The organism is Mesorhizobium sp. B2-1-3, assembly GCF_006442495.1.
GTDB lineage: Bacteria > Pseudomonadota > Alphaproteobacteria > Rhizobiales > Rhizobiaceae > Mesorhizobium.
In genome coordinates, this window is record NZ_VFWL01000027.1 from 43182 (window position 1) to 68209 (window position 25028).

The 25028-nt window shown below is 63.4% G+C and carries 24 protein-coding genes; 18 read left to right on the forward strand and 6 right to left on the reverse strand.

What is annotated here, in order from left to right:
* The first annotated feature begins 10 nt into the window (after window positions 1-10).
* From FJ973_RS29220 to FJ973_RS29280, 13 genes are all read left to right on the forward strand, one after another.
* Window positions 11-874 carry a bifunctional allantoicase/(S)-ureidoglycine aminohydrolase gene (locus tag FJ973_RS29220; protein WP_140501178.1) on the forward strand — a complete coding sequence of 288 codons (864 nt, stop codon included), beginning with the start codon at window positions 11-13 and terminating at the stop codon, window positions 872-874.
* On the forward strand, window positions 871-1374 hold the full coding sequence (locus FJ973_RS29225; RefSeq protein ID WP_140512809.1) for an ureidoglycolate lyase: 504 nt from the start codon (window positions 871-873) through the stop codon (window positions 1372-1374). Before FJ973_RS29220 ends, FJ973_RS29225 begins: the two co-directional genes overlap by 4 nt.
* Complete coding sequence (locus FJ973_RS29230; RefSeq protein WP_140558765.1) at window positions 1374-1967, forward strand: nucleoside deaminase; 594 nt, start codon at window positions 1374-1376, stop codon at window positions 1965-1967. Before FJ973_RS29225 ends, FJ973_RS29230 begins: the two co-directional genes overlap by 1 nt.
* A 92-nt stretch (window positions 1968-2059) precedes the next feature.
* The gene (locus tag FJ973_RS29235; protein ID WP_140558766.1) at window positions 2060-4045 is read left to right on the forward strand and encodes a CocE/NonD family hydrolase; all 1986 of its coding nucleotides are present in this window, start codon (window positions 2060-2062) and stop codon (window positions 4043-4045) included.
* 153 nt (window positions 4046-4198) lie between these two features.
* Window positions 4199-5785 (forward strand): ABC transporter substrate-binding protein, encoded by a 1587-nt coding sequence (locus FJ973_RS29240; RefSeq protein WP_140512805.1) that lies wholly within the window; start codon window positions 4199-4201, stop codon window positions 5783-5785.
* A gap of 15 nt (window positions 5786-5800) precedes the next feature.
* On the forward strand, window positions 5801-6760 hold the full coding sequence (locus FJ973_RS29245) for an ABC transporter permease (RefSeq protein WP_140512803.1): 960 nt from the start codon (window positions 5801-5803) through the stop codon (window positions 6758-6760).
* A gap of 11 nt (window positions 6761-6771) precedes the next feature.
* Window positions 6772-7596 carry an ABC transporter permease gene (locus FJ973_RS29250; RefSeq protein WP_140512801.1) on the forward strand — a complete coding sequence of 275 codons (825 nt, stop codon included), beginning with the start codon at window positions 6772-6774 and terminating at the stop codon, window positions 7594-7596.
* Complete coding sequence (locus tag FJ973_RS29255; RefSeq protein WP_140558779.1) at window positions 7596-9251, forward strand: ABC transporter ATP-binding protein; 1656 nt, start codon at window positions 7596-7598, stop codon at window positions 9249-9251. The genes FJ973_RS29250 and FJ973_RS29255 overlap by 1 nt, the downstream gene beginning before the upstream one ends.
* A gap of 114 nt (window positions 9252-9365) precedes the next feature.
* Entirely contained in the window at window positions 9366-10949 is a 1584-nt protein-coding gene (locus tag FJ973_RS29260; protein WP_140558767.1) for an ABC transporter substrate-binding protein, read from the forward strand.
* An 81-nt stretch (window positions 10950-11030) separates the two neighbouring features.
* Window positions 11031-11870 carry an alkaline phosphatase family protein gene (locus tag FJ973_RS29265; protein WP_140558768.1) on the forward strand — a complete coding sequence of 280 codons (840 nt, stop codon included), beginning with the start codon at window positions 11031-11033 and terminating at the stop codon, window positions 11868-11870.
* 126 nt (window positions 11871-11996) lie between these two features.
* The gene (locus FJ973_RS29270; protein WP_140558769.1) at window positions 11997-12563 is read left to right on the forward strand and encodes a sigma-70 family RNA polymerase sigma factor; all 567 of its coding nucleotides are present in this window, start codon (window positions 11997-11999) and stop codon (window positions 12561-12563) included.
* The gene (locus FJ973_RS29275) at window positions 12560-13228 is read left to right on the forward strand and encodes an anti-sigma factor (RefSeq protein WP_140558770.1); all 669 of its coding nucleotides are present in this window, start codon (window positions 12560-12562) and stop codon (window positions 13226-13228) included. The genes FJ973_RS29270 and FJ973_RS29275 overlap by 4 nt, the downstream gene beginning before the upstream one ends.
* Window positions 13218-14645, forward strand: a complete 1428-nt coding sequence (locus tag FJ973_RS29280; RefSeq protein WP_140558771.1) for a S8 family serine peptidase — start codon at window positions 13218-13220, stop codon at window positions 14643-14645. Before FJ973_RS29275 ends, FJ973_RS29280 begins: the two co-directional genes overlap by 11 nt.
* Before the next feature lie 74 nt (window positions 14646-14719).
* On the opposite strand, the gene FJ973_RS29285 is transcribed toward FJ973_RS29280, so the two are convergent.
* From FJ973_RS29285 to FJ973_RS29295, 3 genes are all read right to left on the reverse strand, one after another.
* On the reverse strand, window positions 14720-16066 hold the full coding sequence (locus tag FJ973_RS29285; RefSeq protein ID WP_140558780.1) for an FAD-binding oxidoreductase: 1347 nt from the start codon (window positions 16064-16066) through the stop codon (window positions 14720-14722).
* 170 nt (window positions 16067-16236) lie between these two features.
* A complete protein-coding gene (locus tag FJ973_RS29290; RefSeq protein ID WP_140558772.1) occupies window positions 16237-17259 on the reverse strand; it encodes a substrate-binding domain-containing protein in 1023 nt (340 codons plus the stop codon).
* Between the two features lie 14 nt (window positions 17260-17273).
* Window positions 17274-17498, reverse strand: a complete 225-nt coding sequence (locus FJ973_RS29295; RefSeq protein ID WP_140558773.1) for a hypothetical protein — start codon at window positions 17496-17498, stop codon at window positions 17274-17276.
* Between the two features lie 123 nt (window positions 17499-17621).
* Between FJ973_RS29295 and FJ973_RS29300 the strand changes: the two genes are divergently transcribed.
* From FJ973_RS29300 to ugpC, 5 genes are all read left to right on the forward strand, one after another.
* Window positions 17622-18977: an ABC transporter substrate-binding protein gene (locus tag FJ973_RS29300; RefSeq protein ID WP_140558774.1), complete on the forward strand. Its 1356-nt coding sequence runs from the start codon at window positions 17622-17624 to the stop codon at window positions 18975-18977.
* Between the two features lie 263 nt (window positions 18978-19240).
* A complete protein-coding gene (locus FJ973_RS29305; protein ID WP_140501210.1) occupies window positions 19241-20254 on the forward strand; it encodes a sugar ABC transporter permease in 1014 nt (337 codons plus the stop codon).
* Between the two features lies 1 nt (window position 20255).
* A complete protein-coding gene (locus FJ973_RS29310) occupies window positions 20256-21410 on the forward strand; it encodes a carbohydrate ABC transporter permease (RefSeq protein ID WP_140558775.1) in 1155 nt (384 codons plus the stop codon).
* A 4-nt stretch (window positions 21411-21414) separates the two neighbouring features.
* Complete coding sequence (locus FJ973_RS29315) at window positions 21415-23079, forward strand: alpha-glucosidase (protein ID WP_140512788.1); 1665 nt, start codon at window positions 21415-21417, stop codon at window positions 23077-23079.
* A 25-nt stretch (window positions 23080-23104) separates the two neighbouring features.
* A complete protein-coding gene (gene ugpC, locus FJ973_RS29320; RefSeq protein ID WP_140501216.1) occupies window positions 23105-24217 on the forward strand; it encodes a sn-glycerol-3-phosphate ABC transporter ATP-binding protein UgpC in 1113 nt (370 codons plus the stop codon).
* Window positions 24218-24304: 87 nt separating this feature from the next.
* On the opposite strand, the gene FJ973_RS29325 is transcribed toward ugpC, so the two are convergent.
* From FJ973_RS29325 to FJ973_RS29335, 3 genes are all read right to left on the reverse strand, one after another.
* Window positions 24305-24541 (reverse strand): DUF680 domain-containing protein, encoded by a 237-nt coding sequence (locus FJ973_RS29325; protein WP_140512784.1) that lies wholly within the window; start codon window positions 24539-24541, stop codon window positions 24305-24307.
* A 71-nt stretch (window positions 24542-24612) separates the two neighbouring features.
* The gene (locus tag FJ973_RS29330) at window positions 24613-24819 is read right to left on the reverse strand and encodes a DUF680 domain-containing protein (RefSeq protein ID WP_140512782.1); all 207 of its coding nucleotides are present in this window, start codon (window positions 24817-24819) and stop codon (window positions 24613-24615) included.
* A gap of 69 nt (window positions 24820-24888) precedes the next feature.
* Window positions 24889-25028: DUF680 domain-containing protein (locus tag FJ973_RS29335; protein WP_140512780.1), on the reverse strand; the 140-nt coding region annotated here is incomplete at its 5' end.

Below are 25028 nucleotides of genomic sequence, written 5' to 3' on the forward strand. Positions count from 1 at the left end.
GTTTGAACCCATGGATACGATCAGGATGCCCGAGCGAACCTATTATGCTCCACATGGCGGCCATTCCGGCCAGAGTGAGCTTCTGACCGGCCGCGCCGTCTTCACCGAGGCCTATGCCGTCATCCCCAAGGGCGTGATGCAGGACATCGTCACCAGCGCCCTGCCATTCTGGGACAAGACCCGCGTCTGGATATTGTCGAGGCCGCTGTCGGGCTTTGCCGAGACGTTTTCGCAGTACATCGTCGAGATCGCGCCCGGCGGTGGCAGCGACCGGCCGGAACCCGATGCCGGCGCCGAGGGCGCCTTGTTCGTGGTCGAAGGCGAACTGACCGTCCTGCTTGCCGGCGAAAGACATGTCTTGCGGCCGGGCGGCTTCGCCTTCCTGCCGCCGTCGAGCGGCTGGACTGTTCGCAACGAAAGCAATGCGGCTGTCCGCTTTCACTGGATACGCAAGGCTTATGAGTCCGTCAGCGGCCTCGAGGTCCCGCAAGCCTTCTTCACCAACGAGCAGGACATCGGGCCGACGCCGATGCCCGGTACCGACGGCCGTTGGGCGACGACGCGCTTCGTCGATCCGGCCGACATGCGCCATGACATGCACATGACCATCGTCACCCTCGAACCGGGCGCGGTCATTCCCTTTGCCGAGACCCATGTCATGGAGCACGGGCTCTATGTCCTGGAAGGCAAGGCCGTCTACCGGCTCAACCAGGACTGGGTCGAAGTGGAGGCCGGCGACTATATGTGGCTGCGCGCCTTCTGTCCGCAGGCCTGCTATGCCGGCGGACCGGGAAAATTCCGCTATCTGCTCTACAAGGACGTCAACCGGCACGCCAAGCTCGGCAGTGCCGGGATCGCAGGGCGTGCGCCGTGACCCGCATCGTCGCGCGGCCGCTGACCCGCGAGGGCTTTGCCCCGTTCGGCGATGTCATCGACATGGGCGGCGACAACCACTACCCGATCAATGGCGGCAAGGCCGAGCGCTACCATGATCTGGCGACCGCCGAGGCCGTGGGGCCGAATGCGCGCGTGCTGATCTCGATGGTGCGCGGCACGCCTTACGAATTGCCGCTGGCGCTGACCATGGTCGAGCGTCACCCGCTCGGCAGCCAGGCCTTTATCCCGCTGTCGCCACGACCGTTCCTGGTCGTCGTCTGTCATGACGGCAAGGACGGTCCGGCCGAGCCGCATGCCTTCATCACCAAGCCAGGGCAAGGCATCAATTATTCACGCAATCTATGGCACGGCGTACTGACGCCATTGGGTGAGCCCCAGGATTTCCTGATCGTCGACCGTGGCGGCGACGGCTCCAATCTCGAAGAATTCCATTTTTCGCACGCCTACGAGATTCATCTCCCCGACGAGATCCTTTGATGACCGACATTTCGCTGATCGACCGCCTGCTCGACGTCATCGAGCACGACATCGTGCCGAAGACGCAGGAAGGCGTCGCCCATGGCAACAAGCTGTTCGGCGCGGCGATCCTGAAGAAAGGCGACCGCTCGCTGGTGCTGGCCGAAACCAACAACGAGATCGAAAACCCGCTCTGGCATGGCGAAGTGCACTGCCTGAAACGCTTCTACGAAATGCCCAAAGCCGAACGTGTCGACACCAAGGAGGCCATCTTCCTGGCCACGCACGAGCCCTGTTCGCTCTGCCTGTCGGCGATCACCTGGACCGGTTTCGACAATTTCTACTATCTGTTCAGCCACGAGGATTCGCGCGACAGTTTTGCCATCCCGCACGATCTGAAAATCCTGAAAGAGGTCTTCACACTCGATCCCGGCGGTTACAATGCCGAGAATGCCTATTGGAAGAGCTTTTCGATCCGCAGGCTGGTGCTGGCGCTGCCCGAGGCGGAACGCGGGCGGCTGGAGGCGCGCATCGGCAAGATTGCAGCACTTTATGAAGCGCTCTCTGGCGACTACCAGGCCAACAAGGCCGAGAACGACATTCCGCTGAACTGAGGGCACCAAGCAGCGGCACAGGTCGCATATTCCGCTGCTCCAGTCGCGAATGGCGATTGAAACTTGCCGCGCCGCGAGGCGTTATGCGCGCCATGAAAACCGTCACCGAGTTTCCCCGCAAGGTCGTCGAATTCCCTGATATGGCCATCGTCATGCCGGATGGCTGCCGGCTGTCGGCGCGGGTATGGATGCCGGAAGATGCCGGCGACGATCCGGTGCCTCTCATCCTCGAGCACCTGCCCTACCGCAAGCGCGACGGCACCATCTTTCGCGACCAGCTGACGCATCCCTATTTCGCCGGCCACGGCTATGCCTCGATCCGTGTCGACATGCGCGGCAATGGCGATTCCGAAGGGCTGATGGACGACGAATATTCCGAGCAGGAATTGCAGGACGCCTGCGACGTCATCGCCTGGGCGGCCGCCCAACCCTGGTGCAACGGCAATGTCGGCATGATGGGCATTTCCTGGGGCGGCTTCAACTGCCTGCAGGTGGCAGCCATGCAGCCGCCGGCGCTCAAGGCGGTGATCAGCCTGTGCTCGACCGTTGATCGCTATGCCGACGACATCCACTACAAGGGCGGCTGCCTGCTGCTGGAAAATTTCGGCTGGGCCTCGACAATGCTGTCCTATTCGTCACGGCCGCCGGACCCGCTGCTGGCGGGCGACAACAGATGGCGCGACCTGTGGCTCAGCCGGCTGGAGAACCAGTCGTTCCTTTTGCCACTCTGGCTTGGCCACCAGCACCGCGACGCCTACTGGAAACGGGGATCGATCTGCGAGGATTTCTCCGCCCTCAAGGCCGCGGTGCTGTCGATCGGCGGCTGGCATGACGGTTACCGCAACACCATCTCGCATCTCGTCGCCAACATCGAGGCGCCGGTCAAAGGCATTGTCGGCCCTTGGATCCACAAATACCCGCATTATGCCGGGCCCCAGCCGGCAATCGGCTTCCTGCAGGAAGCGCTGCGCTGGTGGGACCGCTGGCTGAAGGGTATCGAGACCGGCGTCGAGGCCGACCCGGCCTACCGCGCCTATGTGATGGACAGCGTGCGGCCAGCGCGCTGGCATCCGGAACGGCCGGGCCGCTGGGTGGCGGAGCGGCAGTGGCCTTCGCCCGACATCAAGACGCAAACGATCGACCTGATCCCGGCGGGCGGTAAATCCGTCACCATCGCTTCGCCGCAAAGCTGTGGGCTGGCCGGCGGTGAGTATTTCCCGTTCACCTTCGGCCCGGAATTGCCGGGCGACCAGCGTCCCGACGACGCGCTGTCGGTGTGTTTCGACCAGCAGGAACTCGCCGAGGCGATCGACATCGTCGGCGCACCGGAAGTCGAGGTCCGGTTATCCTGCGACCGTCCGCAGGCCAACATCGCGGTGCGGCTTTGCGACGTGCATCCCGATGGCGCCTCGGAACTGATCTCCTATGGCGTGCTCAACCTCACGCACCGCCTCTCGCACGAATTCCCGCAAGCGCTTGTCCCCGGCGAGAGCGTTTCGGCACGCGTCGTGCTCGACCAGTGCGCCTATCGCGTGCCGGCCGGCCACCATTTGCGCATAGCCGTCTCGAACGCCTATTGGCCCATGATCTGGCCCTCGCCGGAGCCGGTCCGCCTGAGCCTGTCGGCGGCGACGCTGAAGCTGCCGCTGCGCCCGTTGGCGACGGGCGACGAGGTCACGTTCGCCGCGCCGGAGGCTGCTTCCCCCTGGGCAACCGAGACCATCCGCCCGGCCAATTCGGAACGCCGCGTCGACCGCGACGAGAAGACCGGCATCGTCACGCTTTCCATAGAAGACGATTTCGGCGAGGTGCGCGATCTTGCGCATGGCCTGGCGAACGGCAGCATCGCCCGCGAGACCTGGACGATTCATCCGGACGATCCGTTGTCGGCCGCGGGACGGACGCATTGGACGCAAACCCTGTCGCGAAGCGGATGGTCGGTGCGCACCGAAACATCGGCCGAAATACGCTCCGACGCCAAAAACTTCATCGTAAGCGCCCGAATTGAAGCTTACGAAGGCGAAAAACTCGTCTTCGAACGCAATTTCGAACAGGCGGTTCCGCGCTCGCTTGTTTGAGCGGCAAGGCATTGGTCCAATTGCGACGTGCCATTTACGCCACGGCATGTCGCATTCGGTCTTGCTTACCGCTTTCCCTTGCGGTCATTATTCCCCTCACAAGAAACAAGAAAACGACCACTAAGGTCGAACCAACAGAGTGAGGAACTCAAAATGTCAAACGAACTGGAATTCCTTAGCCGACGTGTCGCTTCAGGCAAGCTCAGCCGTCGTGATTTTCTCGGCCGGGCGGCAGCGCTCGGCGTCACCGCGACCTTCGCCAACTCACTGCTTTCGAGCGCGGCGCGCGCAGCCGGTCCGGTCAAGGGCGGGACGCTCAAGGCAGGCCTGGTTGGCGGCGAGTCCACCAACAGCCTGGATCCAGCCCTGTTCATGACGCAGGTGCCGTTCGCCTTCGGCAAAATGTGGGGCGAACTGATCGTCGAGCTTTCCCCCGAGGGCAAGCTCGAGAACCGCATCGCCGAGGAGATCGGCTCGTCCGACGATGCCAAGGTCTGGACACTGAAGATCCGCGACGGCGTCGAATTCCACAATGGCAAGACGGTGACAGCCGAAGACGTCGCCGCCACGCTCGAGCGCCATTCGGACGAGAAGTCGAAGTCCGGCGCGCTCGGCTACATGAAAGGCATCGAAAGCATCAAGGCCAGCGGCAAGGAAGTGGTGCTGACGCTGAAGGAGGCCAATGCCGATCTGCCCTACCTGCTCAGCGACTACCACCTGATCGTCCAGCCCAATGGTGGCAAGGACAAGGCCGATGCCGGCATCTCGGCGGGCCCTTACAAGGTCACCACCAACGAGCCCGGCGTGCGCCATGGCGGTGAGCGCTTCGCCAACTACTGGCAGGGCGACAAGATGGGCCATGCCGACCAGATCGAGATCATCGTCATCAACGACGCCACGGCCCGTACGGCAGCCCTGCAGGGCGGCCAGGTCAACATGGTCAACCGCGTCGAGCCGAAGATCGTCGACCTGATCAAACGCGTGCCGGGCGTCACCATCCGCAACCATGCGGGACCGGGGCACTACGTCTTCATCATGCACTGCAATACGGCGCCGTTCGACAATAACGACCTCAGGATGGCGCTGAAGCTGGCGATCGACCGCGAAGAAATGCTGAAGAAGGTGCTGCGCGGTTACGGTTCGCTCGGCAATGATTTCCCGATCAATGCCGCCTACCCGCTGTTCACCGAGATCGAGCAGCGCACATACGATCCGGACAAGGCCAAGTTCCACTACAAGAAGTCGGGGCATGACGGTGCGGTGCTGCTCAGGACCTCCGACGTCGCCTTTCCCGGCGCCGTCGACGCGTCCCAGCTTTTCCAGCAGAGCGCGGCCAAGGCCGGCATCCAGATCGAGCTCAAGCGCGAGCCGGGCGACGGCTACTGGAACGAGGTCTGGAACAAGCAGCCCTTCTGCGCCTCCTATTGGGGCGGACGCTCGACCCAGGACCAGATGTACTCGACCGCCTACCTGTCGACCGCCGACTGGAACGACACGCGTTTCAAGCGCCCGGATTTCGACAAGATGGTGCTGGCGGCGCGCGCCGAGCTGGACGAGGCCAAGCGCAAGGCGATGTATCACGACATGGCCGTCATGGTGCGCGACGAAGGCGGCCTGATCCTGCCGATGTTCAACCAGTTCATCGACGCCACCGGCGCCAAGGTGGGCGGCTGGGTGGACGATCCGCACCAGGAGTTGATGAATGGCTATGCCCTGGCAAAGTGCTGGCTCGAAGCCTGAGCCGGCCTTGCCCAGATGTCCTCACCCATCGTGAAACTGGTGGCCCAGCGCGTTGCGCTGGGCATCCTCCTTTTGTTGGCCGTCTCGGTCCTGATCTTCGCCGGCACACAGATCCTGCCCGGCGACGTCGCGCAAGCCATCCTAGGGCAGTCGGCGACACCGGAATCGCTCGCCAATCTGCGTGAGCAGCTTGGTCTCAACGACCCGGCCTATATCAGGTATTTCCGCTGGCTCGGCGGCGTTTTGACCGGCGATCTCGGGACCGCCATGTCGAGCGGACAGGATATCGCAACATCGATCAAGGGCCGGCTGTGGAACACGCTGTTCCTCGCCTTCTGGGCGGCGATCGTGGCCATTCCACTGGCCATAACGCTTGGCCTGATCGCGGTGCGCTACCGCAATGGCTGGGTCGACAAGCTGATCTCGGGACTGGCGCTCGCCTCGACCTCCTTCCCGGAATTCTTCATCGGCTACTTGCTGGTCTTCTACTTCGCGGTTCAGCATCAGTGGTTCCCCGCCATCTCGACCGTCTATGACGGCATGCCTTTCGGTGAACGCATGCAGGCGATCGCGCTGCCGGCGGCGGCGCTGACGCTGGTGGTGCTTGCCCATATGATGCGCATGACGCGCGCTGCGATCCTAAACGTCATGCAATCGGCCTATGTGGAGACCGCCGAGCTCAAGGGGCTCTCGGCTTTCGCGGTCATCCGCAAACATGCCTTCCCGAACGCCATCGCGCCGATCATCAACGTGGTCATGCTCAACCTCGCCTATCTGATCGTCGGCGTGGTCGTGGTCGAAGTGATCTTCGTCTATCCCGGTATGGGGCAGTATCTGGTCGATCACGTCACCAAGCGCGACGTGCCGGTGGTGCAGGCGGTCGGACTGATCTTCGCCGCCGTCTATATCGGCCTCAACATCATCGCTGATATAGCGGCAATCGTCGCCAATCCGCGCCTGAGGCATCCCAAATGAAGAGGGCGGGCATGCTCGACATCAAACGCATCCCCGTGCCCGCGCTGGTCGGCCTGGTGCTGACGGCCCTGTTCGTGTTGGCGGCTATCTTCGCGCCGTGGCTTGCGCCGCACGGCAATGGCGAGATCGTCGGCGACGTCTGGGAGCCGATGTCGGCGGCGCATTGGCTGGGCACCGACAACCTTGGCCGCGATCTGCTGTCGCGCATGATCTATGGTGCGCGCATCACCCTGTTCATCGCAGTGCTCGCCACGGCGTTGTCCTTCTCGCTTGGCGCCATTCTCGGCTTTTCGGCGGCGGTGTTCGGCGGCTGGTTCGACACGCTGCTGTCGCGCCTCGTCGATCTCCTGATGTCGATCCCGACGCTGATCATGGGCCTTGTCGTGCTCTCGGTGCTGCCGACAAACCTGGTGACGCTGATCCTGGTGATGGGCATTCTCGACTCGACCCGCGTCTACCGCCTGTCGCGCGCGGTGGCCGTCGACATCAACGTCATGGATTATGTCGAAGCCGCCAAGCTGCGCGGCGAAGGCAGCGCCTGGATCATCTTCCGCGAGATCCTGCCCAATGCGCTGTCGCCGCTGGTCTCGGAACTCGGCCTGCGCTTCATCTATGCCGTGCTGTTCCTGTCGACGCTCTCCTTTCTTGGCCTCGGCGTACAGCCGCCGGATGCCGACTGGGGCGGCATGGTCAAGGAAAACAAGGACGGCATCGTCTTCGGCATTGCCGCGGCGCTCATACCGGCGGCCGCGATCGCGGCGCTTGCGATCTCGGTCAATCTCGTCGCCGACTGGGTGCTCAACCGCACGACAAGCCTGAAAGGAGGACGCGGATGATGGCCGACAGCAAAGCGAAATCCAGCCCGCTCCTCGATATCCGCAACCTGCGCATCGAGGCCATGGTCTACCCACCGGGCGAAGCGCCAAAGACCATCACGCTCGTCCATGACGTCTCGCTGACCCTGGAAAAGGGCAAGGTGCTCGGCCTGATCGGCGAATCCGGTGCCGGCAAGTCGACCATCGGCCTGTCTTCGATGGGTTATGGGCGCGGCGGCGTGCGCATCACCGGCGGCGAGGTGCTCCTCAACGGCCGCGACATCCTCAAGGGCGGCAAGGAAGGTTTCCGCAGGCTGCGCGGCCGCGAGGTCTGCTATGTCGCGCAGTCGGCGGCAGCGGCGTTCAACCCGGCGCACAGGCTGATGGACCAGGTTGTCGAAGCCACCCTCCTGCACGGCAGGGCGACGCGCGCGGAGGCCGAGAAACGCGCCGTCGCGCTGTTCAGGAAGCTGAGTCTGCCCAATCCCGAAACCATCGGCGAGCGTTTCCCGCACCAGGTCTCCGGAGGCCAGCTGCAGCGTGTGATGACGGCGATGGCGCTGTGCTCGGAACCGGACCTGATCGTCTTCGACGAGCCGACGACGGCGCTCGACGTGACGACGCAGATCGACGTGCTGTCGGCGATCAAGGACGCCATCCGCGACACGCATGTGGCCGCGCTCTATATCACCCACGACCTCGCCGTCGTCGCCCAGGTTTCGGACGAGATCATGGTGCTGCGCCACGGCCGTCTGGTCGAATGGGGCGGCACCCGCCAGATCATCAAGGAACCGCGCCAGGAGTACACCAACGCTTTGGTGTCAGTGCACGAGATCGAACACGCCGAGCAGAAACCCGGCGTCTCGCCATTCCTGTCCGTGAAGAACATCACCGCCGCTTATGGCGGCGGTCATGTCAAGGTGCTGAAGAACGTCTCCGTCGATATCTATCCCGGCCAGACGCTGGCGGTGGTCGGCGAGTCCGGCTCCGGCAAGTCGACGCTGGCGCGCGCCATCACAGGGCTCCTGCCGCCCGAACAGGGCACGGTGACCTTCGACGGGCGCCCGCTTGCCAACCGGCTTGCCGACCGGCCGAAGGAGGATCTGCGGCAGCTGCAGATGATTTACCAGATGGCCGACGTGGCCATGAACCCGCGCCAGACCGTCGGCACCATCATCGGCCGGCCGCTGGAGTTCTATTTCGGCATGCGGGGACGTGAGCGCGACCGGCGCGTCGCCGAATTGCTCGACGAGATCGAGATGGGCAAAGGCTTCCTCGACCGCTATCCGGCGGAGCTGTCGGGCGGCCAGAAGCAGCGCGTCTGCATCGCCCGCTCGCTCGCCGCCAAACCGAAGCTGATCATCTGCGACGAGGTGACCTCGGCGCTCGACCCGCTGGTGGCCAACGGCATTCTCAAGCTTTTGTTGAACCTGCAGCAGCACGAGAAGGTCGCATATCTCTTCATTACCCACGACCTTGCGACGGTAAGGTCGATCGCCGATTCGATCGCGGTGATGTATCGCGGCGAGGTGGTCCGTTACGGTTCCAAAAGCAAGGTGCTCACACCGCCTTTCGATGCCTATACCGACCTCCTGCTGTCCTCGGTTCCGGAAATGGAGATCGGCTGGCTGGAAAAGGCGATCAAGGGGCGACGCATGGCGAGCGCCGGGAACTAGCCAGCGGTTCGCCAGTCAAGGAGATGACGAACGTCATCCGGATGCAACACTGGAGGGCCAGACGTCCTTCGGACGGCATCGCCTGTGTGCGGTTGTTTCAAAAAGGGGTAGGACATGAAGACTGAACTCGACCATCTCGCTGAACTCGCCGGCCAAGGCCGGATATCGCGGCGTGACTTTCTCGGGCGCACCGCGGCGCTGGGCATGTCGGCGGCGCTGGCAACGACGCTGGCCGGGAAAGCCTTCGCGCAGACGCCGGTCAAGGGCGGCATTCTCAAGGCCGGCCTGCAGGGCGGCGAATCGACCAACAGCCTCGATCCGGCGCTGAACCTCAGCCAGGTCACCTTCAGCTTCGGCAAGCAGTGGGGCGAATATCTGGTTCGCCTCACCCCCGACAACAGGTTGGTCAACCTGATCGCCGAGGACATCGGCGCTTCCCCGGATGCCAAGACCTGGACGATCAAGATCCGCGACGGCATCGAGTTCCACAATGGCAAGACGGTCGGCGCGGAGGATGTCGCGGCCACCATCGAGCGCCACGCCGACGAGAAGTCGAAGTCGGGCGCACTCGGCATTCTCAAGAACATCAAGGGCATCAAGGCCAACGGCAAGGAGGTCGTCGTCACGCTTGCCGACGCCGATGCCGACTTCCCCTATCTGATGGCCGACTATCATCTCGTCATCCAGCCCAATGGCGGCAAGGACGATCCGAACGCGGGCATCAGCGCCGGCCCCTATAAGGTGACCGTCAACCAGCCCGGCGTGCGCCATGGCGGCGAGCGCTTCGCCAATTACTGGCAGGGCGACAAGGCGGGCCATGCCGACCAGGTCGAGATCGTCGTCATCAACGATGCGACGGCGCGGCTGGCGGCCCTGCAAGGCGGCCAGGTGCACATGATCAATCGCGTCGAGCCGAAGGTGGTCGATCTCGTCAAGCGCATCCCCGGCGTCAGCATCGAGAACGTTTCGGGCAAGGGCTATTACCCGTTCAACATGTTCTGCGACACCGCGCCCTTCGACAACGGCGATCTCAGGATGGCGCTCAAGCTCGCCATGGACCGCGACGAGATGCTGGAAAAGATCCTGCGCGGCTACGGTTCGGTCGGCAATGACTTCCCGATCAACGAGGCCTATCCGCTGTTTTCGGCCATCGAACAGCGCAAGTTCGACCCGGAAAAGGCTGCAGCGCTCTACAAGAAGTCGGGCCACAGCGGCTCGATCCTGCTGCGCACCTCCGACGTCGCCTTCCCCGGGGCCGTCGATGCGGCACAGCTCTATCAGCAGAGTGCCGCCAAGGCCGGCATCAAGATCGAGATCAAGCGCGAGCCTGGCGACGGCTATTGGTCGGAGGTCTGGAACAAGCAGCCTTTCTCGCTGTCTTACTGGGGCGGGCGTGCCACGCAGGACCAGATGTATTCCACCGGCTATGTGTCGAACGCCGACTGGAACGACACGCGTTTCAAGCGGCCCGAGTTCGACAAGATGCTGTTTGCAGCGCGCGGCGAGCTCGACCAGGACAAGCGCAAGGCGATCTATCACGACATGGCCGTGCTGATGCGCGACGAAGGCGGATTGATCGTGCCTTTCTTCAACCAGTTCATCGACGCCGCCACCAACAAGATCGGCGGCTTCGCCAAGAGCCCGATCGGCGAGATGATGGACGGCTACGCGCTCGCCGAATGCTGGCTGAACGCCTGACATCAAGTTCCTGCCGAGCACGCCGCGTGTCCGTGCGACACGCGGCGTGCTCGTTCCCCCGACAATCGCATGGAGCAGCTCGTGGCGCTCAAGACCAAACTGTTGCTGATCATCCTCGACGGCGTGCCTTACCGGAACTGGCGCCGGCTGATGGGCAACCTCGAAGGCTGGGTGCAGTCGGGCGAAGCGCGGGTATGGAGGATGCGCTCGGTGCTGCCGTCGACCTCGGCCTGCTGTTATGCTTCGATCCACACCGGGGTGCCGCCGCAGGCGCATGGCATTCTTTCCAACGAGAACCGCTTCCGCGTCAGCCAGCCCGACATCTTCTCGGAGGTCACCGGGGCCGGGGGAATAACCGGCGCGGTCACCCACTCCTACTGGTCGGAGTTCTTCCGTTCCTACCCGTTCGACCTCGTCGAGGACATGGAGTATGACGAGCCGGGCGGGCCGATCACGCATGGCCGCTTCCACACCATGACCGGCTACAACGCGCGCAACCAGATGACGCCGAGCGACGTCGACCTGTTCGCCACGCTGACCATGCTGAGCAGCCGCCACGGCATCGATTACGGCATCCTGCACACTTGCACGCTGGACTCGATGGGCCACCGTTTCGGCCATGACTGTCACGAGATGGACCATGCGTGCTACGCGATGGACGGCATGCTGGCCGCTTTCCTGCCGCGCTGGCGCGACGCCGGCTATGAAGTGATCGTCACCGCCGATCACGGCCAGACCGACCGCGGCCACCATGGCGGCCATGATGAGGAGATGCAGGATTTCGCGCTGTATTATTTCGGCGCCGGCAAGGGACCGGATGCCGACACACTGCTCGACCAGCTGCAGCTGGCGCCGACGGTTCTAAGCCGACTGGGGGTGTCGGTGCCGGCGACGATGAAGGCGAAGCCTTTCCTGAGCTAGCTTCCCCTTCACCCACTGGCAAGGCTCATCTTCTTCGGTTAGCCTCCGCAAATTCCTTGGCGGAGGATGAACCTTTTTGAGCCGATCAGCGACAGAGCAGGCAGGAGCCAGGCGGCTCGATCGGTCATGACCGGCGCGATGGAGACCGATCGCGCGCTTGTCGAGCGGGTCGCGAAGGGCGACCGGGCCGCCGTGCGGCTCCTGTTCATGCGCCACCACGCGCGGATATACCGCTTCGTAGCGCGCCAGACGGGATCGGAAATGATGGCTGACGACATCGCGAACGAGGTGTTCCTCGAACTGTGGCGCCAGGCGCCGGGTTTCGAGGGACGTTCCGGAGTCTCGACATGGCTGCTCGGCATCGCCCGCTTCAAGGCGCTGTCCCTGTTGCGCAAGAAAAAGGAAGACTGGATCGACGACGAGGCCGCAGCCGCGGTGCCCGACGGCGCCGATACGCCCGAGATCGTTGCCATGAAGGAGGACAAGAGCACTGCCTTGCGCCGCTTCATCGATGCCTTGCCGCGCGAGCATCGCGTGGTCATCGATCTCGCCTATTATCAGGGGCAATCGGTGACCGAGATCGGCGAGGTGCTCGACATCCCGGTCGCGACCGTCAAGACCCGCATGTTTTATGCCCGCAAGAAACTCGGCGAAGCCCTCAAGGCCGCCGGTTACGACAGGGGGTGGCCATGAGCGCCGCTGAAAAGATGTCGCGCCGCGACGAAATGGAAACGTTGCTGCCGTTCTACCTGAACGGTTCGCTGGAAGGCTCGGAACTGGAGGCCGTCGAGGAATGGCTGGCCAGCGATCCGACGGCGATGGCCGCCCTTGGCGAGGCGGAGGCTGAATTCTCCAGCACCGCGGCCGCCAATGAGGCGATCCGTCCGCCGGCCGACGCGCTGAGCCGCTTTTCCAGGGCGCTCGATGCGGAGGCTGGCCCGGCGCGCGCCGCCGCCGGTTCGTCCTGGCTGGCGCAGGCCTGGGGCCGTTTCATGGCGCTGCCGGTCGGCGTCGCCTGGGCGGCGGCCGCGGCTCTGCTGGCGCTGGTCATGGTGCAGTCGTTCGTGCAGCCCGGCGGCAAGGACGGCAATTTCGAGATCGCGGGCGCGCAGGACGAGATGGCGAAGATGCCGTTCGCCCTGGTCAAGTTCAAGCCCGACGCGAAAATGTCCGACATCGCCGCCTTTCTCGGCAGCAGCGGCCTGAAGATCCTGGACGGACCGACCGCCGGGGGCGTGTTCCGGCTCGGCATTCCGGCCGCCAACGCGGCCGACTACACCAGGCAACTCGGCCTTGTTGCCGCCCAGCCTTTCACCGACACCGTGATCGAGGGAAGGAAACCGGCCGATGGCGGCTGAGGCGGTCATCCGATTTGCGGCAATTCTTGCGGCAGCGATGACGATCGCCACCGGGCCTGCGTCGGCGCAGGGCAACGACGCCAATGCCAACCGGGGAAAGATCGACTGCCGCAACGGCACCGATGCGGCGGGCGCCGACTGTGGCAAGGACGGCAAGAGCATCAGTGACGGCGCGGCCGGTGCCGTGTTTCTTCCCGCCCTGATCGTCGACCTGTTCCCCAATCCGGCCGCTCCCGCGGCACCGGTGCCGACGCCACGGCCGGACCCGGCGGCGCCGCCCGCCGGCACGCAGGCCGGACTGCCTTCGGGCGGGCCGATCGTCTCGCCAAGCGATCTCATCGCCGTTCAGCCGCCACGCGCCGTGGCCGGCGATTTCGTGCCCGACGAGGTGCTGGTGACCGTCGATGGCGATGCGGGCGCCGTGCAGCAGATCGCCGCTTCCTTCGGCCTCGATGTGCGCTCGCAGCGGCAATCATTTTTGCTCGGCACCACGCTTGTGCGCTTCGGCATTCCCGACGGTCGCCCCGTCGGCGTGGTGCTGGCGCAGCTTGCCGCCGACAGCCGCACGCAGCGGCGTGAGCCCAACCATATCTATTCGCTTCAGCAGGCGGCGGGCATCGTCAACTATGCGTTCGAGCGCATCGCGCTCGACGCCAACCATGCGAGCGGCGAGAACGTCCGCGTCGCGGTAATCGATACCGGCGTCGACGACACCAATCCGACGCTGGCCGGGGTCATCGCCGGCCAGTTCGACGCCATGCCCGACGTGCCGGTCGAAAAGCGCGACCACGGCACTTCGGTCGATGGGCTGATCGCCGGCGTCGGCGCGCTCAGGGGCATGGCGCCCGGCGCCAGGATCTATCACGCACGTGCCTTCGAAGGCGGCAAGTCGACAATGGACGTCATCCTCGCTGCGCTCGACTGGGCGGCCGAGCAGGACGTGCGCATCATCAATATGAGTTTCGTCGGTCCGAAGAACGACCTGCTCGGCATCGCCTGCCGCAATGCACGCGCGCTCGGCATGGTTCTTGTCGCCGCCGCCGGCAACAACGGGCCCAAGGCGCCCTATGGCTACCCGGCCGCCTTCGACGGCGTCATCGCGGTAACCGCCACCGACGCCAGGGATGGGCTAATGCCGCAGGCCAATCGCGGCGCCTATGTCTTCATCTCGGCGCCGGGCGTCGAGATGGTGGCGCCGAGCGGAGCCGGCTCGGATGTCGTCACCGGCACATCGTTCGCCGCCGCGATCGTCTCGGGCGCCATTGCCAATCTCATCCACGCCGCGCCGGACCGCTCGGCCGACGCCATCGAAAAGGCGCTGGCCGCAACGGCCCGGGATCTCGGTTCGAAAGGGCGGGACGATGACTTCGGCTACGGGCTGCTGGACATCAAGGCCGCCGAGACGGCGAAGGAATGATCCTTGGCAACATGCTCCTAAATCCAGTCGGCTATTTGCGATGGCCGAGACGGGACGAATGCTGGACTAAACATCTAGAGGGCCGGACCCAACCGAACGGCGCTTCCATCATAGAAGCGTGACAGCCGAAAGCGGCTGAGATCATGCCCACTCGTGTTACCCTGTATCAGGTCGGAAACGACGCGACCGATTCCAGGTCCGATACCGAAGCCGTGACCACTCATTCCCGTGGCCACGAAAAGACCGACGACCGCCCGGGCGTGATCCACGACGGGGACGACATCGGGCATGGCGTCAATCATGCCTCCCCAGCCTACCTTCAAGCGAACTGTTTCGAACTGTGGAAAAAGGCGTCTGAAATTGCGCTTTACAGAACGGAGGCCGGAGCGTTCAGCGGCCGGGTTGAGCACCCGCATTCTTTCGAAAGGACTCCGGGAATCCGGGGTCCAATCGCGCGGGGTCGACCAGCTATCAGGGTAACCCGATGGAGCGTACGGAAAGTAGCGGGTTCCGAGCGGATTGGCCATGAGGGCGGAAAGATACTTGGTGGCGTGCCGGAATGCGTCAGGCCCCAGGTAAAGCAAATTACTACCTCCCGGGGCGAGCGTGTATCCGCCATCCTGTCGGCGCCTGAAAGCGATGTGTTCGTCCGCTGCCGCACCTGCATAGATTTCAGGCATAGGCTCCGTTGCGGCTACGGTTACCCTGACGCTGAGTTGGGGGATGGAGACGCCATGTCTTCTCAGGAACAGGGACGACCAGGCGCCGCCCGCGACCAGTACGCTGGAGCTTTCAATGTATCCCGCCTCGGTCCACACTCCTCTGATCCTGCCGGCTGAGATTTCGAGGGTTCGCGCTGCGCAATTCTCTATGATCTTGGCGCCTTTTCGGACGGCAAGACGAGCAAGCGCAGGTACCGCCAACCAAGGCTCCGCGCGCATGTCGGAGGGCGTCGTCATCGCGCCCTTGAACTTGCGCGACATGCCCTTGATGAGTTTCGCGGTTTCGTCCGCGTCCAGGAGGCGAGTGTCGAGCCCATGGATGGCGGCGATCTTCATGAACTCTTCGAAACCGGCCATGTCCTTGTCGGAGTTCGCCAGATAGGTCACACCTGTCTGGTCCAGCCCGATGTCTTCGCCGCATTCCTCAGCCAGTTGCCGCCATAGGCGAAAAGCCTCGATGACAATTGGCAGTTCATCTGCGTCGCGCCCCTGCTTTCGAATCCAGCCCCAGTTTCGGGACGATTGTTCGGCCGCAACGCGGCCTTTTTCCAGCAGCGTGACCGGAATGTTCCGCTCCGCCAGGAAAAGAGCCGTCGTTACGCCGATAATGCCGCCACCAATGATGACCACCTCCGAACGCTTCGGCGGTGGGCCAGGATGTTGGATTGGATCCTTTTCGGAGAACGGGAATATGGGCAAATTGGGCATCCAGGAGGGCTGGTTGATGGCTTCGGCTTTACTGGTTGCCACCCTCTAAAAGCCAAAGCAAGCGCGGTGCAGGCAGACCACTATCCATGACACTGCAATCGATCTTCCGGCAACGCCCGCAAGCGGTCGAACTCGGCCCCTCGGAGCGATTGGCTCTAACCCTAGGCAGGCGCTCCGGCAACCGACCCCCTGATCACCAGGTCGACCGGCCAGACCTCGCCGCGCGGGCCCTCCTCCAGGCCCGATATCCGTGCGGCCAGACGCTCGGCGATGCGGGCGCCGGCGAGCCGGATCGAGGAGCGCGTCGTCGACAGCGGTACGGAGAAATTCTCCGGCTTCAGCCATGGGAAGACGTCGTCATGTGCAATTAATGAGATGTCGCCGGGGATGCTCAGGCCGAGGTCGCGCACGGCGCGCACGACGCCGAGCGCCATGATCAGGCTGGAGCAGGCGATCGCGGTCGGCGCGCCGTCCTGTTCGAGCAGGCGCCGGGCGGCGCGATAGCCGTTCTCCTCGGTCATGGCAACGGAGCAGACATGGCGGTCGCCCAAGGTCAGGCCGCTCGCGGCGAGCGCCCGGCGCACGCCTCGCTCGCGATGCACGGCGAAGGTTTCGCGGTCATCGCCATTGATCAGCGCCAGCCGCCGGTGGCCGAGCTGGACGAGCAGTCGCGCCGCCTCGTAAAAGGCGCCCTCATTGTCGATGTCGAGATAGGGATAGTCGAAATCGAAACCTTCGCTGCGGCCATGGATGATGAAGGGTATACCGAGCGTGTTGACCAGCGCCACACGCCGGTCGGCCGGCGTCGGCGAGGAGATGTAGACGGCGTCGACCTGGCGGTTGGCGACGATGCGCCGGTAAGTCGTCTCCTGGTCGTCGGCGTCGGCGGGAGACAGCACCAGGTCGAGCTCGTGCGAGCGCGCATAATCGCCAAGGCCGGACAGGAATTCGACGAAGTGCGGGTCGATGTCGACGGCAGCACCCGTCGGCAAGACATAGCCGATCATTCCGGACTTGCCGGTCGCAAGCCGGCGTGCGCTCGGATTGGGGCGATAGCCATGGCGCTTGGCGGCGTCCATGACGCGCCGGCGCGTCTCTTCGTTGACCTCGGGATAGCCGTTCAGCGCCCGGCTTACCGTGGTCTGCGAAAGCGCCAGCATGTGCGCGAGTTGCTTCAGGTTCACGAGGGCTCCATGCCTCAAAGCGCTTTTAAATTGAATCGACCCAAGCCCTGCGGCAGGCCCGTCATATCATGGCGACCATAGGCAGGCTTGGTGCAGGTTTGAAACATAAATTGCTGCTGCACTGCCAAAAAAGCATGCTGCAGCGCGATTTTCCAGGCGCCAAACTCCGGAATTAAATCGATTAAGTTACCACGCCTCTTGACTTCTGGACGATTCAATGGCGAGATCGAAATAGCCAAAGCGCTTTGGAAGACTCTTCGAAAGGTTGCGGTTCCTTTCCGACTGAGTCACAGTCCTGCGGCGTCGGCGGGCGGAATGGAGGTTTCCGTCCGGTGTTTGTGACCCACTGGGAGGGAATACCGATGAAGAAAATGCTTTTGCTGGGCGCCGCGCTTGCCGTGCTCGCCCTCGGCGCGCCCGCGCAGGCCGAGCTGAAATTCAAGCCGGGCGAGGACAAGCGTTTCAACTGGGCAAACTACGAAGAGCTCAAGAAAATCGACCTCAAGGGGGAGACCCTGTCGATCTTCGGGCCATGGCGCGGCGAGGACGAGACCCTGGTGCGCGGCGTACTCGATTATTTCTCGGAAGCCACCGGCGCCGAGATCAAATATTCCTCCTCGGAAAATTACGAGCAGCAGATCGTCATCGACACGCAGGCCGGCAGCCCGCCCAACATCGCCGTTCTGCCGCAACCCGGCCTGATCCAGGACCTTGCTTCCAAGGGTCTCTTGACGCCGCTCGGCGACGATACCGCCAAATGGGTCAAGGACAATTACGGCGCCGGCCAGTCATGGGTCGACCTCGGCACCTTCAAGGACAAGGACGGTAAGCCGGGCTTCTTCGCCTTCCCTTACAAGGCCGACGTGAAGTCGCTGGTCTGGTACTCGCCGGACAATTTCGAGGAAGCCGGCTACAAGGTACCGAAGACGCAGGAAGAACTCGCCGACCTCGAGAAGAAGATTATCGCCGACGGCGGCACGCCATGGTGCATCGGGCTCGGCTCGGGCGGCGCCACCGGCTGGCCGGCGACGGACTGGGTGGAAGACCTGATGCTGCGCACGCAGTCTCCGGAAACCTACGACAAATGGGTGAAGAACGAGATCCCGTTCAACGACCCGGCCGTGGTCAATGCAATCGACATCTTCGGCAAGATCGCGACCGACGACAAGATGGTCGATGGCGGCGCCAAGGCGGTCGCGGCGACCGATTTCCGCGACAGCCCCAAGGGCCTATTCGCGGTGCCGCCGAAATGCTACCTGCACCATCAGGCGTCGTTCATCCCGACCTTCTTCCCCGAAGGCACGAAAATCGGCCAGGACGCGGACTTCTTCTACTTCCCGCCCTATGCGTCCAAGCCCGAACTCGGCACCCCCGTGCTCGGCGCCGGAACGCTGGCGATGATCACCAAGGACTCGAAGGCCGCCCGCGCGTTCATCGAATTCCTTAAGATGCCGCTGGCCCATGAGATCTGGATGGCCGAAGGCGGTTTCGTGACGCCGTTCAAGGCGGTCAACAAAGATGCCTATGCCAGCGATGCGCTGCGCAAGCAGGGCGAGATCCTGGCCAATGCCTCGACTTTCCGTTTCGACGGGTCGGACCTGATGCCGGGCAAGATCGGCGCCGGCGCCTTCTGGACCGGCATGATCGACCTGGTCGGCGGCAAGTCGGCGCAGGACGTCGCCACCGACATCCAGAAGAGCTGGGACGCGATCAAGTAAGAGCCGCACCCGCGGAGGCCTAGGCTTCCACCTCCCGAGCGGATCCGGGCCAGTTGGCCCGGATCCGACCGGCCCCATCGCAACATCCCAGCCCGGCCAACCGGGACGGGTCAGATCCAGTCGTGACAGCGTAGACATTCCGGCATGCGGCGGGCACGGAGCCACACGCTTCCCTGCCTGCCCGCGCTCAACAACGAGATCGGCGCGCGGCGCAATCGCAAGGATCGTTTCCATCCTGGCGGGTCGTGCAGGGAGAGGGACCCATGGCGGCTCAGATTTTCTCGGCCATATTCGTCATCATCATCGGCGTCGGCGGCTGCGTCGCCTATTTCTGGGGCGCCAACAAACTGCTCGACGTCACCTTCCCCTCGCGCGGCGTCTCGGGCGCCGCCGCCGTCGACAATCTGCGCCGGCAAGGGCTGATCCGGCCCTGGCTGTTCGTCGGCCCGGCGATGATCATCCTGACCATCTATCTCATCTATCCGGTGGTCGAGACGCTGCGGCTGTCCTTCCTCGATCGCGGCGGCGCCAATTTCGTCGGCCTGGCCAACTATCAATGGGCCTTCGGCGACCGCGAGTTCCGCAATTCGATCCTCAACAATGTGCTCTGGCTGGCCGTAGTGCCCGCCGCCTGTACCTTCCTTGGCCTGATCATCGCCGTGCTTACCGACAAGATCTGGTGGGGCACGATCGCCAAGAGCCTGATCTTCCTGCCGCTGGCGATCTCCTTCGTCGGCGCCAGCGTCATCTGGAAATTCATCTATGAGTATCGCGGCGAAGGCCAGACGCAGATCGGCATCCTGAACGCCATCATCCAGCATTTCGGCGGCCAGCCGCAGGTCTGGATATCGCTGCCGTTCTGGAACAATTTCTTCCTGATGGTGATCCTGATCTGGATCCAGACCGGCTTTGCCATGGTCATCCTGTCTTCGGCGCTGCGCGGCATTCCGGAAGAGACGCTGGAAGCCGCCGTCATCGACGGTGCCAATCCGTTCCAGATCTTCTGGAAAATCATGGTGCCGCAGATCTGGGGCACCATCGCCGTGGTCTGGACCACAATCACCATCCTGGTGCTCAAGGTATTCGACATCGTCCTGACCATGACCAACGGCCAATGGAACAGCCAGGTGCTGGCCAATCTGATGTTCGACTGGATGTTCCGTGGCGGCGGTGATTTCGGCCGCGGCGCGACAATCGCCATCATCATCATGATCGCGGTCATTCCGATCATGGTCTGGAACATACGCCAGGCCAACAAAGAGACGGGAGGACATTGAGATGACCGTCGCGACCAGAAACTCCTTCGCCAGCCGCTTCGGCGTTCACATCGCCGTCCTGGTCTTCGTTGCGATCTGGACCATGCCGACGCTCGGCATCCTGATATCGTCGCTGCGCGACAAGGACCAGATCATCGCCTCGGGCTGGTGGAACTCGTTCGCCAGTTCCAGCCAGACCGAAGCTGGACGCCTGCCGCCCGCCTCGGCGCAGGTCGAGAAGGACGGCAAGTTCGTCCTCCAGGGCAACATTTTCGGCGATGGCGCCAAGCGCGAGATCAGCGCCTTCGGCGTCAAGTCGGCGGCACCGACACAATATCCGGCCGGCACATCGGCCGATCTCGGCGATGGCGTTACCTTGCAGCTCAATGCCGACGGCAGCTTCGTCATGACCTCGCCCAAGGCGTTCGAGGGCGACCGCGGCCAGCGCGTCTACTATGCCTCCTCGGCGCCGCCGAAATTCACCACCGACAATTACAGGACCGTGCTGTTTTCGGAAGGCATCGGCCGCTCCTTCATGAACTCGCTGACCGTCACTATCCCGGCGACCGTCATCCCGATCCTCATCGCCGCCTTTGCGGCTTACGCTCTGGCCTGGATGCGCTTTCCCGGGCGCGCGCTTCTGATCGCGGTCATCATCGGCCTGCTGGTGGTGCCGCTGCAGATGTCGCTGATCCCGCTGTTGAAGCTCTATAACGGCGTCGGCGCCTTCTTCGGCGTGCCCTCCAAGACCTATCTCGGCATCTGGCTGGCGCATACCGGCTTCGGACTGCCCTTCGCCATCTACCTCTTGCGGAGCTACATTGCCGGCCTGCCGCGCGAGATCATGGAATCGGCGCGCATCGACGGCGCCAGCGATTTCGAGATATTCGTCAAGATCGTGCTGCCGCTGTCATTTCCCGTGCTGGCGTCCTTCGCCATCTTCCAGTTCCTGTGGGTATGGAACGATCTCCTGGTGGCGATGGTTTTCCTTGGCACGGAGGCGGATCAGATCGTGCTGACCGCCAAGCTCAATGCCTTGCTCGGCTCGCGTGGCGGCGACTGGGAGATCCTGACGACGTCGGCTTTCGTGACCATCATCGTGCCGCTGATCGTGTTCTTCTCTTTGCAGCGCTATTTCGTCCGCGGGCTGCTCGCAGGCTCGGTGAAAGGAGGCTGAAACCATGCAATCCGCTTTGAAAGCCAGTTCGAGGCCCGATCTCGCCGTCGATAGCGACTGGTGGCGAGGTGCCGTGATCTACCAGATCTATCCGCGCAGCTACCAGGACTCGAATGGCGACGGCATCGGCGACCTCAAGGGAATCATCGGGCGGCTGCCCTATATCGCCGCGCTCGGCGCGGACGCCATCTGGATCTCGCCCTTCTTCAAATCGCCGATGAAGGATTTCGGCTACGACGTCTCGGATTACTGCGACGTCGACCCGATGTTCGGCACGCTGGCCGATTTCGACGCGCTGACGGCGGAGGCGCACAGGCTGGGGCTGAAGGTGATGATCGACGAGGTGCTGTCGCACACCGCCGACATCCATCCCTGGTTCAGGGAAAGCCGATCGAACCGCAGTAATCCGAAAGCCGACTGGTACGTCTGGGCCGATCCCAGGCCGGACGGCACGCCGCCCAACAACTGGCTGTCGATCTTCGGCGGATCGGCCTGGCAATGGGACACCAGCCGCCAGCAATATTACCTGCACAACTTTCTCGCGGAACAGCCGGACCTCAATTTCCACAACGGCGAAGTCCAGGACGCGCTGCTCGACGTGACCCGCTTCTGGCTGGAGCGCGGTGTCGACGGGTTCCGCCTCGACACCATCAATTTCTACTTCCACAGCCAGGGGCTGGAAAACAACCCGCCGCTGCCGCCGGAGCAGCGCAACGACCAGACCGCACCCGCGGTCAATCCCTACAACTACCAAGACCACATCTACGACAAGAGCCGTCCGGAGAACCTCGGCTTCCTCGAACGCTTCCGCGCCCTGCTCGACGAATATCCGGCAACGGCCGCGGTCGGCGAGGTCGGCGATTCACAGCGCGGACTGGACGTTGTCGCGGCCTATACAGCCGGCGGCAAGCGCGTGCACATGTGCTATTCCTTCGACTTCCTGGCGCCGGAAAAGATCAGCGCCGCCAAGGTCCGTTCGGTGCTGGAAACCTTTGGCAAGGTTGCCAGCGACGGCTGGTCGTGTTGGGCCTTCTCCAACCATGACGTGATGCGCCCGGCCTCGCGCTGGGCCGCCAACGAAGCCGACCCGACCGCGTATCTCAAGGTTATCTCGGCATTGCTGATGTCCTTGCGCGGCTCGGTCTGCATCTATCAGGGCGAGGAACTGGGGCTCGGCGAAGCCGAATTGCGGTTCGAGGATCTGCAAGATCCCTACGGCATCCGTTTCTGGCCGGAATTCAAGGGTCGCGACGGCTGCCGCACGCCGATGGTGTGGGACGGCAGCGCCAGGAATGGCGGCTTCTCCCAGGCAAAGCCGTGGCTGCCGGTGCCGGCCAAGCACCTGTCGCAAGCCGTCAATGTCCAGCAAGGCGACGAGCATTCGCTGCTCGAACACTACCGGCGCTTTCTCGGCTTCCGCCGCGCCCATCCGGCGCTGGCCAAGGGCGATATCAGTTTCATCGAGAGCCAGGGCGACACTGTCGCCTTCACGCGCCGCGCCGGTAACGAGCAGATCGTCTGCGTCTTCAACCTGGGATCCGGGCCGGCGGAGGTTGACCTTGGCGGTCGATCGCTGCAACCTTTGCCCGGACACGGATTTTCGGGACAACAGAGCTCCGGCTCCATCCGCCTCGGCGGCTACGGCGCCTGGTTCGGGCGCATCGACTGAATTCTAGGGACCACTGGAGGGAAACATGGCCGATGTCACGCTGAGGCAAGTGAAGAAATCATACGGCAATCTCAACATTCTGCACGGCATCGACCTCGACATCAAATCGGGCGAGTTCATCGTCTTCGTCGGGCCGTCGGGTTGCGGCAAGTCGACATTGCTGCGCTCGATCGCAGGGCTCGAGGAGATCACCTCGGGCGAGCTCAGAATAGCCGGCGAGGTGGTCAACGACGTGCCGCCGTCGAAACGCGGCATCGCCATGGTGTTCCAGTCCTACGCGCTCTATCCGCATATGACGGTCTACGACAACATGGCGTTCTCGATGAAGATCGGGAAGGAAAGCAAGGCCGAGATAGACAAGCGCGTGCGCCAGGCGGCAGAGATCCTGCAGCTGACCAACTATCTCGACCGCCTGCCCAAGGCGATGTCGGGAGGCCAGCGCCAGCGCGTGGCCATCGGGCGCGCCATCGTGCGCAACCCGAAAGTGTTCCTGTTCGACGAACCGCTGTCGAACCTCGACGCCGCGCTACGCGTCGCCACCCGCATCGAGATCGCCAAGCTCAAGGAATCGATGCCCAACACCACCATGATCTATGTCACCCACGACCAGGTCGAGGCGATGACGCTGGCCGACCGCATCGTGGTGCTGAAGGAGGGCCATATCGAGCAGGTCGGCACGCCGATGGAACTCTACAAGAAACCCGGCAATCTGTTCGTTGCTCAGTTCATCGGCTCGCCGGCCATGAACATCCTGCCGGCGACCATCGACAAATCGGGCAATCCGACCGTCATCAGTCATGTCGGCGGCCGCAAGGCTACGGTGCCGATCGCGACGCCGGCCTCGGCCAAGGGCGCGTCGGTGAGCTTCGGCGTGCGGCCGGAGGACCTGACGATCGCCGGCGGCACGGACTATCTGTTCGAAGGAACGGTGGATTATGTCGAGCAGCTCGGCGAGGTGCAACTCGTCTATGTCGACATCGGCCGCGCCGACCTGCCGCTGGTGACCAAGCTGCCGGGCAATGTCGAGGTCAAGCGCGGGGCGACGCTGCGGCTGAGCGCCGACGCCGGAGACCTTCATATCTTCGACGCGGATGGCCGATCCTTCGCGCTGCACGAGACGGAAGCGAAAGCGGCCTGAGAGCAGGCCATGAATTAATTGCCGGTCACGCAAAAAAAGGAGCGGCGGGCAAAGCCCGCCGCTCCTGTTTGGTGTCAGCTTCGGCTGTTAGTGGCCGAAGAGATTCCGGTCACTGCCCTGAGGGGCGGACTTGTGTTCATCGCCCGACGAATTGAGCAGCTTGTAGACCGGCGAGCCGCTGTCGCGGATCGAAGCCGTGTGCGCATTGTCGACGGAGGTGACGGCAGGCTGGTTGGCGCCATTGGAGCCATAGTTGTCGCTGCTGGCAAAAGCGCTGCCCGAAACGGCCAGGACGGCGGCGGCAGCAAGGATGATCTTTTTCATTTCAAGTCTCCTGAATTCTCAAATTCCACCGCAGAGGCGGGCTTGCCCGCCATCTGCTGCAGGATCGGCTGTTAGTTGTTGCCGAAGAGGTTACGGTCGGCACCCTGAACAGGTGCCTGGGCAGCCGGAGCCGACGTCTTGGTCGAAGCGGTGTATGAGCTGTCCGTCGAAGTGGCCGCGGGCTGGTTGGCGCCATTGGAGCCATAGTTGTCGCTGCCGGCGAAAGCGCTGCCCGACACCACCAGAACGGCGGCGGCAGCAAGGATGATCTTCTTCATTTCAAGTCTCCTGAATTTTCGAATTACGCCAGGACGGCGGAAGGCCCGCCGTCAACTGGAGATCGGCTGTTAGTTGTTGCCGAAGAGGTTATGGTCGGCACCCTGAACAGGTGCCTGGGCAGCCGGAGCCGGCGTCTTGGTCGAAGCGGTGTATGAGCTGTCCGTCGAAGTGGCCGCGGGCTGGTTGGCGCCATTGGAGCCATAGTTGT

Coding starts and splice junctions, on each gene's coding strand:
- FJ973_RS29220 (WP_140501178.1), top strand. CDS start 11: ATGGATACGATCAGGATGCCCGAGCGAACCTATTATGCTCCACATGGC.
- FJ973_RS29230 (WP_140558765.1), top strand. CDS start 1,374: ATGACCGACATTTCGCTGATCGACCGCCTGCTCGACGTCATCGAGCAC.
- FJ973_RS29235 (WP_140558766.1), top strand. CDS start 2,060: ATGAAAACCGTCACCGAGTTTCCCCGCAAGGTCGTCGAATTCCCTGAT.
- FJ973_RS29240 (WP_140512805.1), top strand. CDS start 4,199: ATGTCAAACGAACTGGAATTCCTTAGCCGACGTGTCGCTTCAGGCAAG.
- FJ973_RS29245 (WP_140512803.1), top strand. CDS start 5,801: ATGTCCTCACCCATCGTGAAACTGGTGGCCCAGCGCGTTGCGCTGGGC.
- FJ973_RS29250 (WP_140512801.1), top strand. CDS start 6,772: ATGCTCGACATCAAACGCATCCCCGTGCCCGCGCTGGTCGGCCTGGTG.
- FJ973_RS29255 (WP_140558779.1), top strand. CDS start 7,596: ATGGCCGACAGCAAAGCGAAATCCAGCCCGCTCCTCGATATCCGCAAC.
- FJ973_RS29260 (WP_140558767.1), top strand. CDS start 9,366: ATGAAGACTGAACTCGACCATCTCGCTGAACTCGCCGGCCAAGGCCGG.
- FJ973_RS29270 (WP_140558769.1), top strand. CDS start 11,997: ATGACCGGCGCGATGGAGACCGATCGCGCGCTTGTCGAGCGGGTCGCG.
- FJ973_RS29275 (WP_140558770.1), top strand. CDS start 12,560: ATGAGCGCCGCTGAAAAGATGTCGCGCCGCGACGAAATGGAAACGTTG.
- FJ973_RS29280 (WP_140558771.1), top strand. CDS start 13,218: ATGGCGGCTGAGGCGGTCATCCGATTTGCGGCAATTCTTGCGGCAGCG.
- FJ973_RS29300 (WP_140558774.1), top strand. CDS start 17,622: ATGAAGAAAATGCTTTTGCTGGGCGCCGCGCTTGCCGTGCTCGCCCTC.
- FJ973_RS29305 (WP_140501210.1), top strand. CDS start 19,241: ATGGCGGCTCAGATTTTCTCGGCCATATTCGTCATCATCATCGGCGTC.
- FJ973_RS29310 (WP_140558775.1), top strand. CDS start 20,256: ATGACCGTCGCGACCAGAAACTCCTTCGCCAGCCGCTTCGGCGTTCAC.
- FJ973_RS29315 (WP_140512788.1), top strand. CDS start 21,415: ATGCAATCCGCTTTGAAAGCCAGTTCGAGGCCCGATCTCGCCGTCGAT.
- ugpC (WP_140501216.1), top strand. CDS start 23,105: ATGGCCGATGTCACGCTGAGGCAAGTGAAGAAATCATACGGCAATCTC.
- FJ973_RS29325 (WP_140512784.1), bottom strand. CDS start 24,541: ATGAAAAAGATCATCCTTGCTGCCGCCGCCGTCCTGGCCGTTTCGGGC.
- FJ973_RS29330 (WP_140512782.1), bottom strand. CDS start 24,819: ATGAAGAAGATCATCCTTGCTGCCGCCGCCGTTCTGGTGGTGTCGGGC.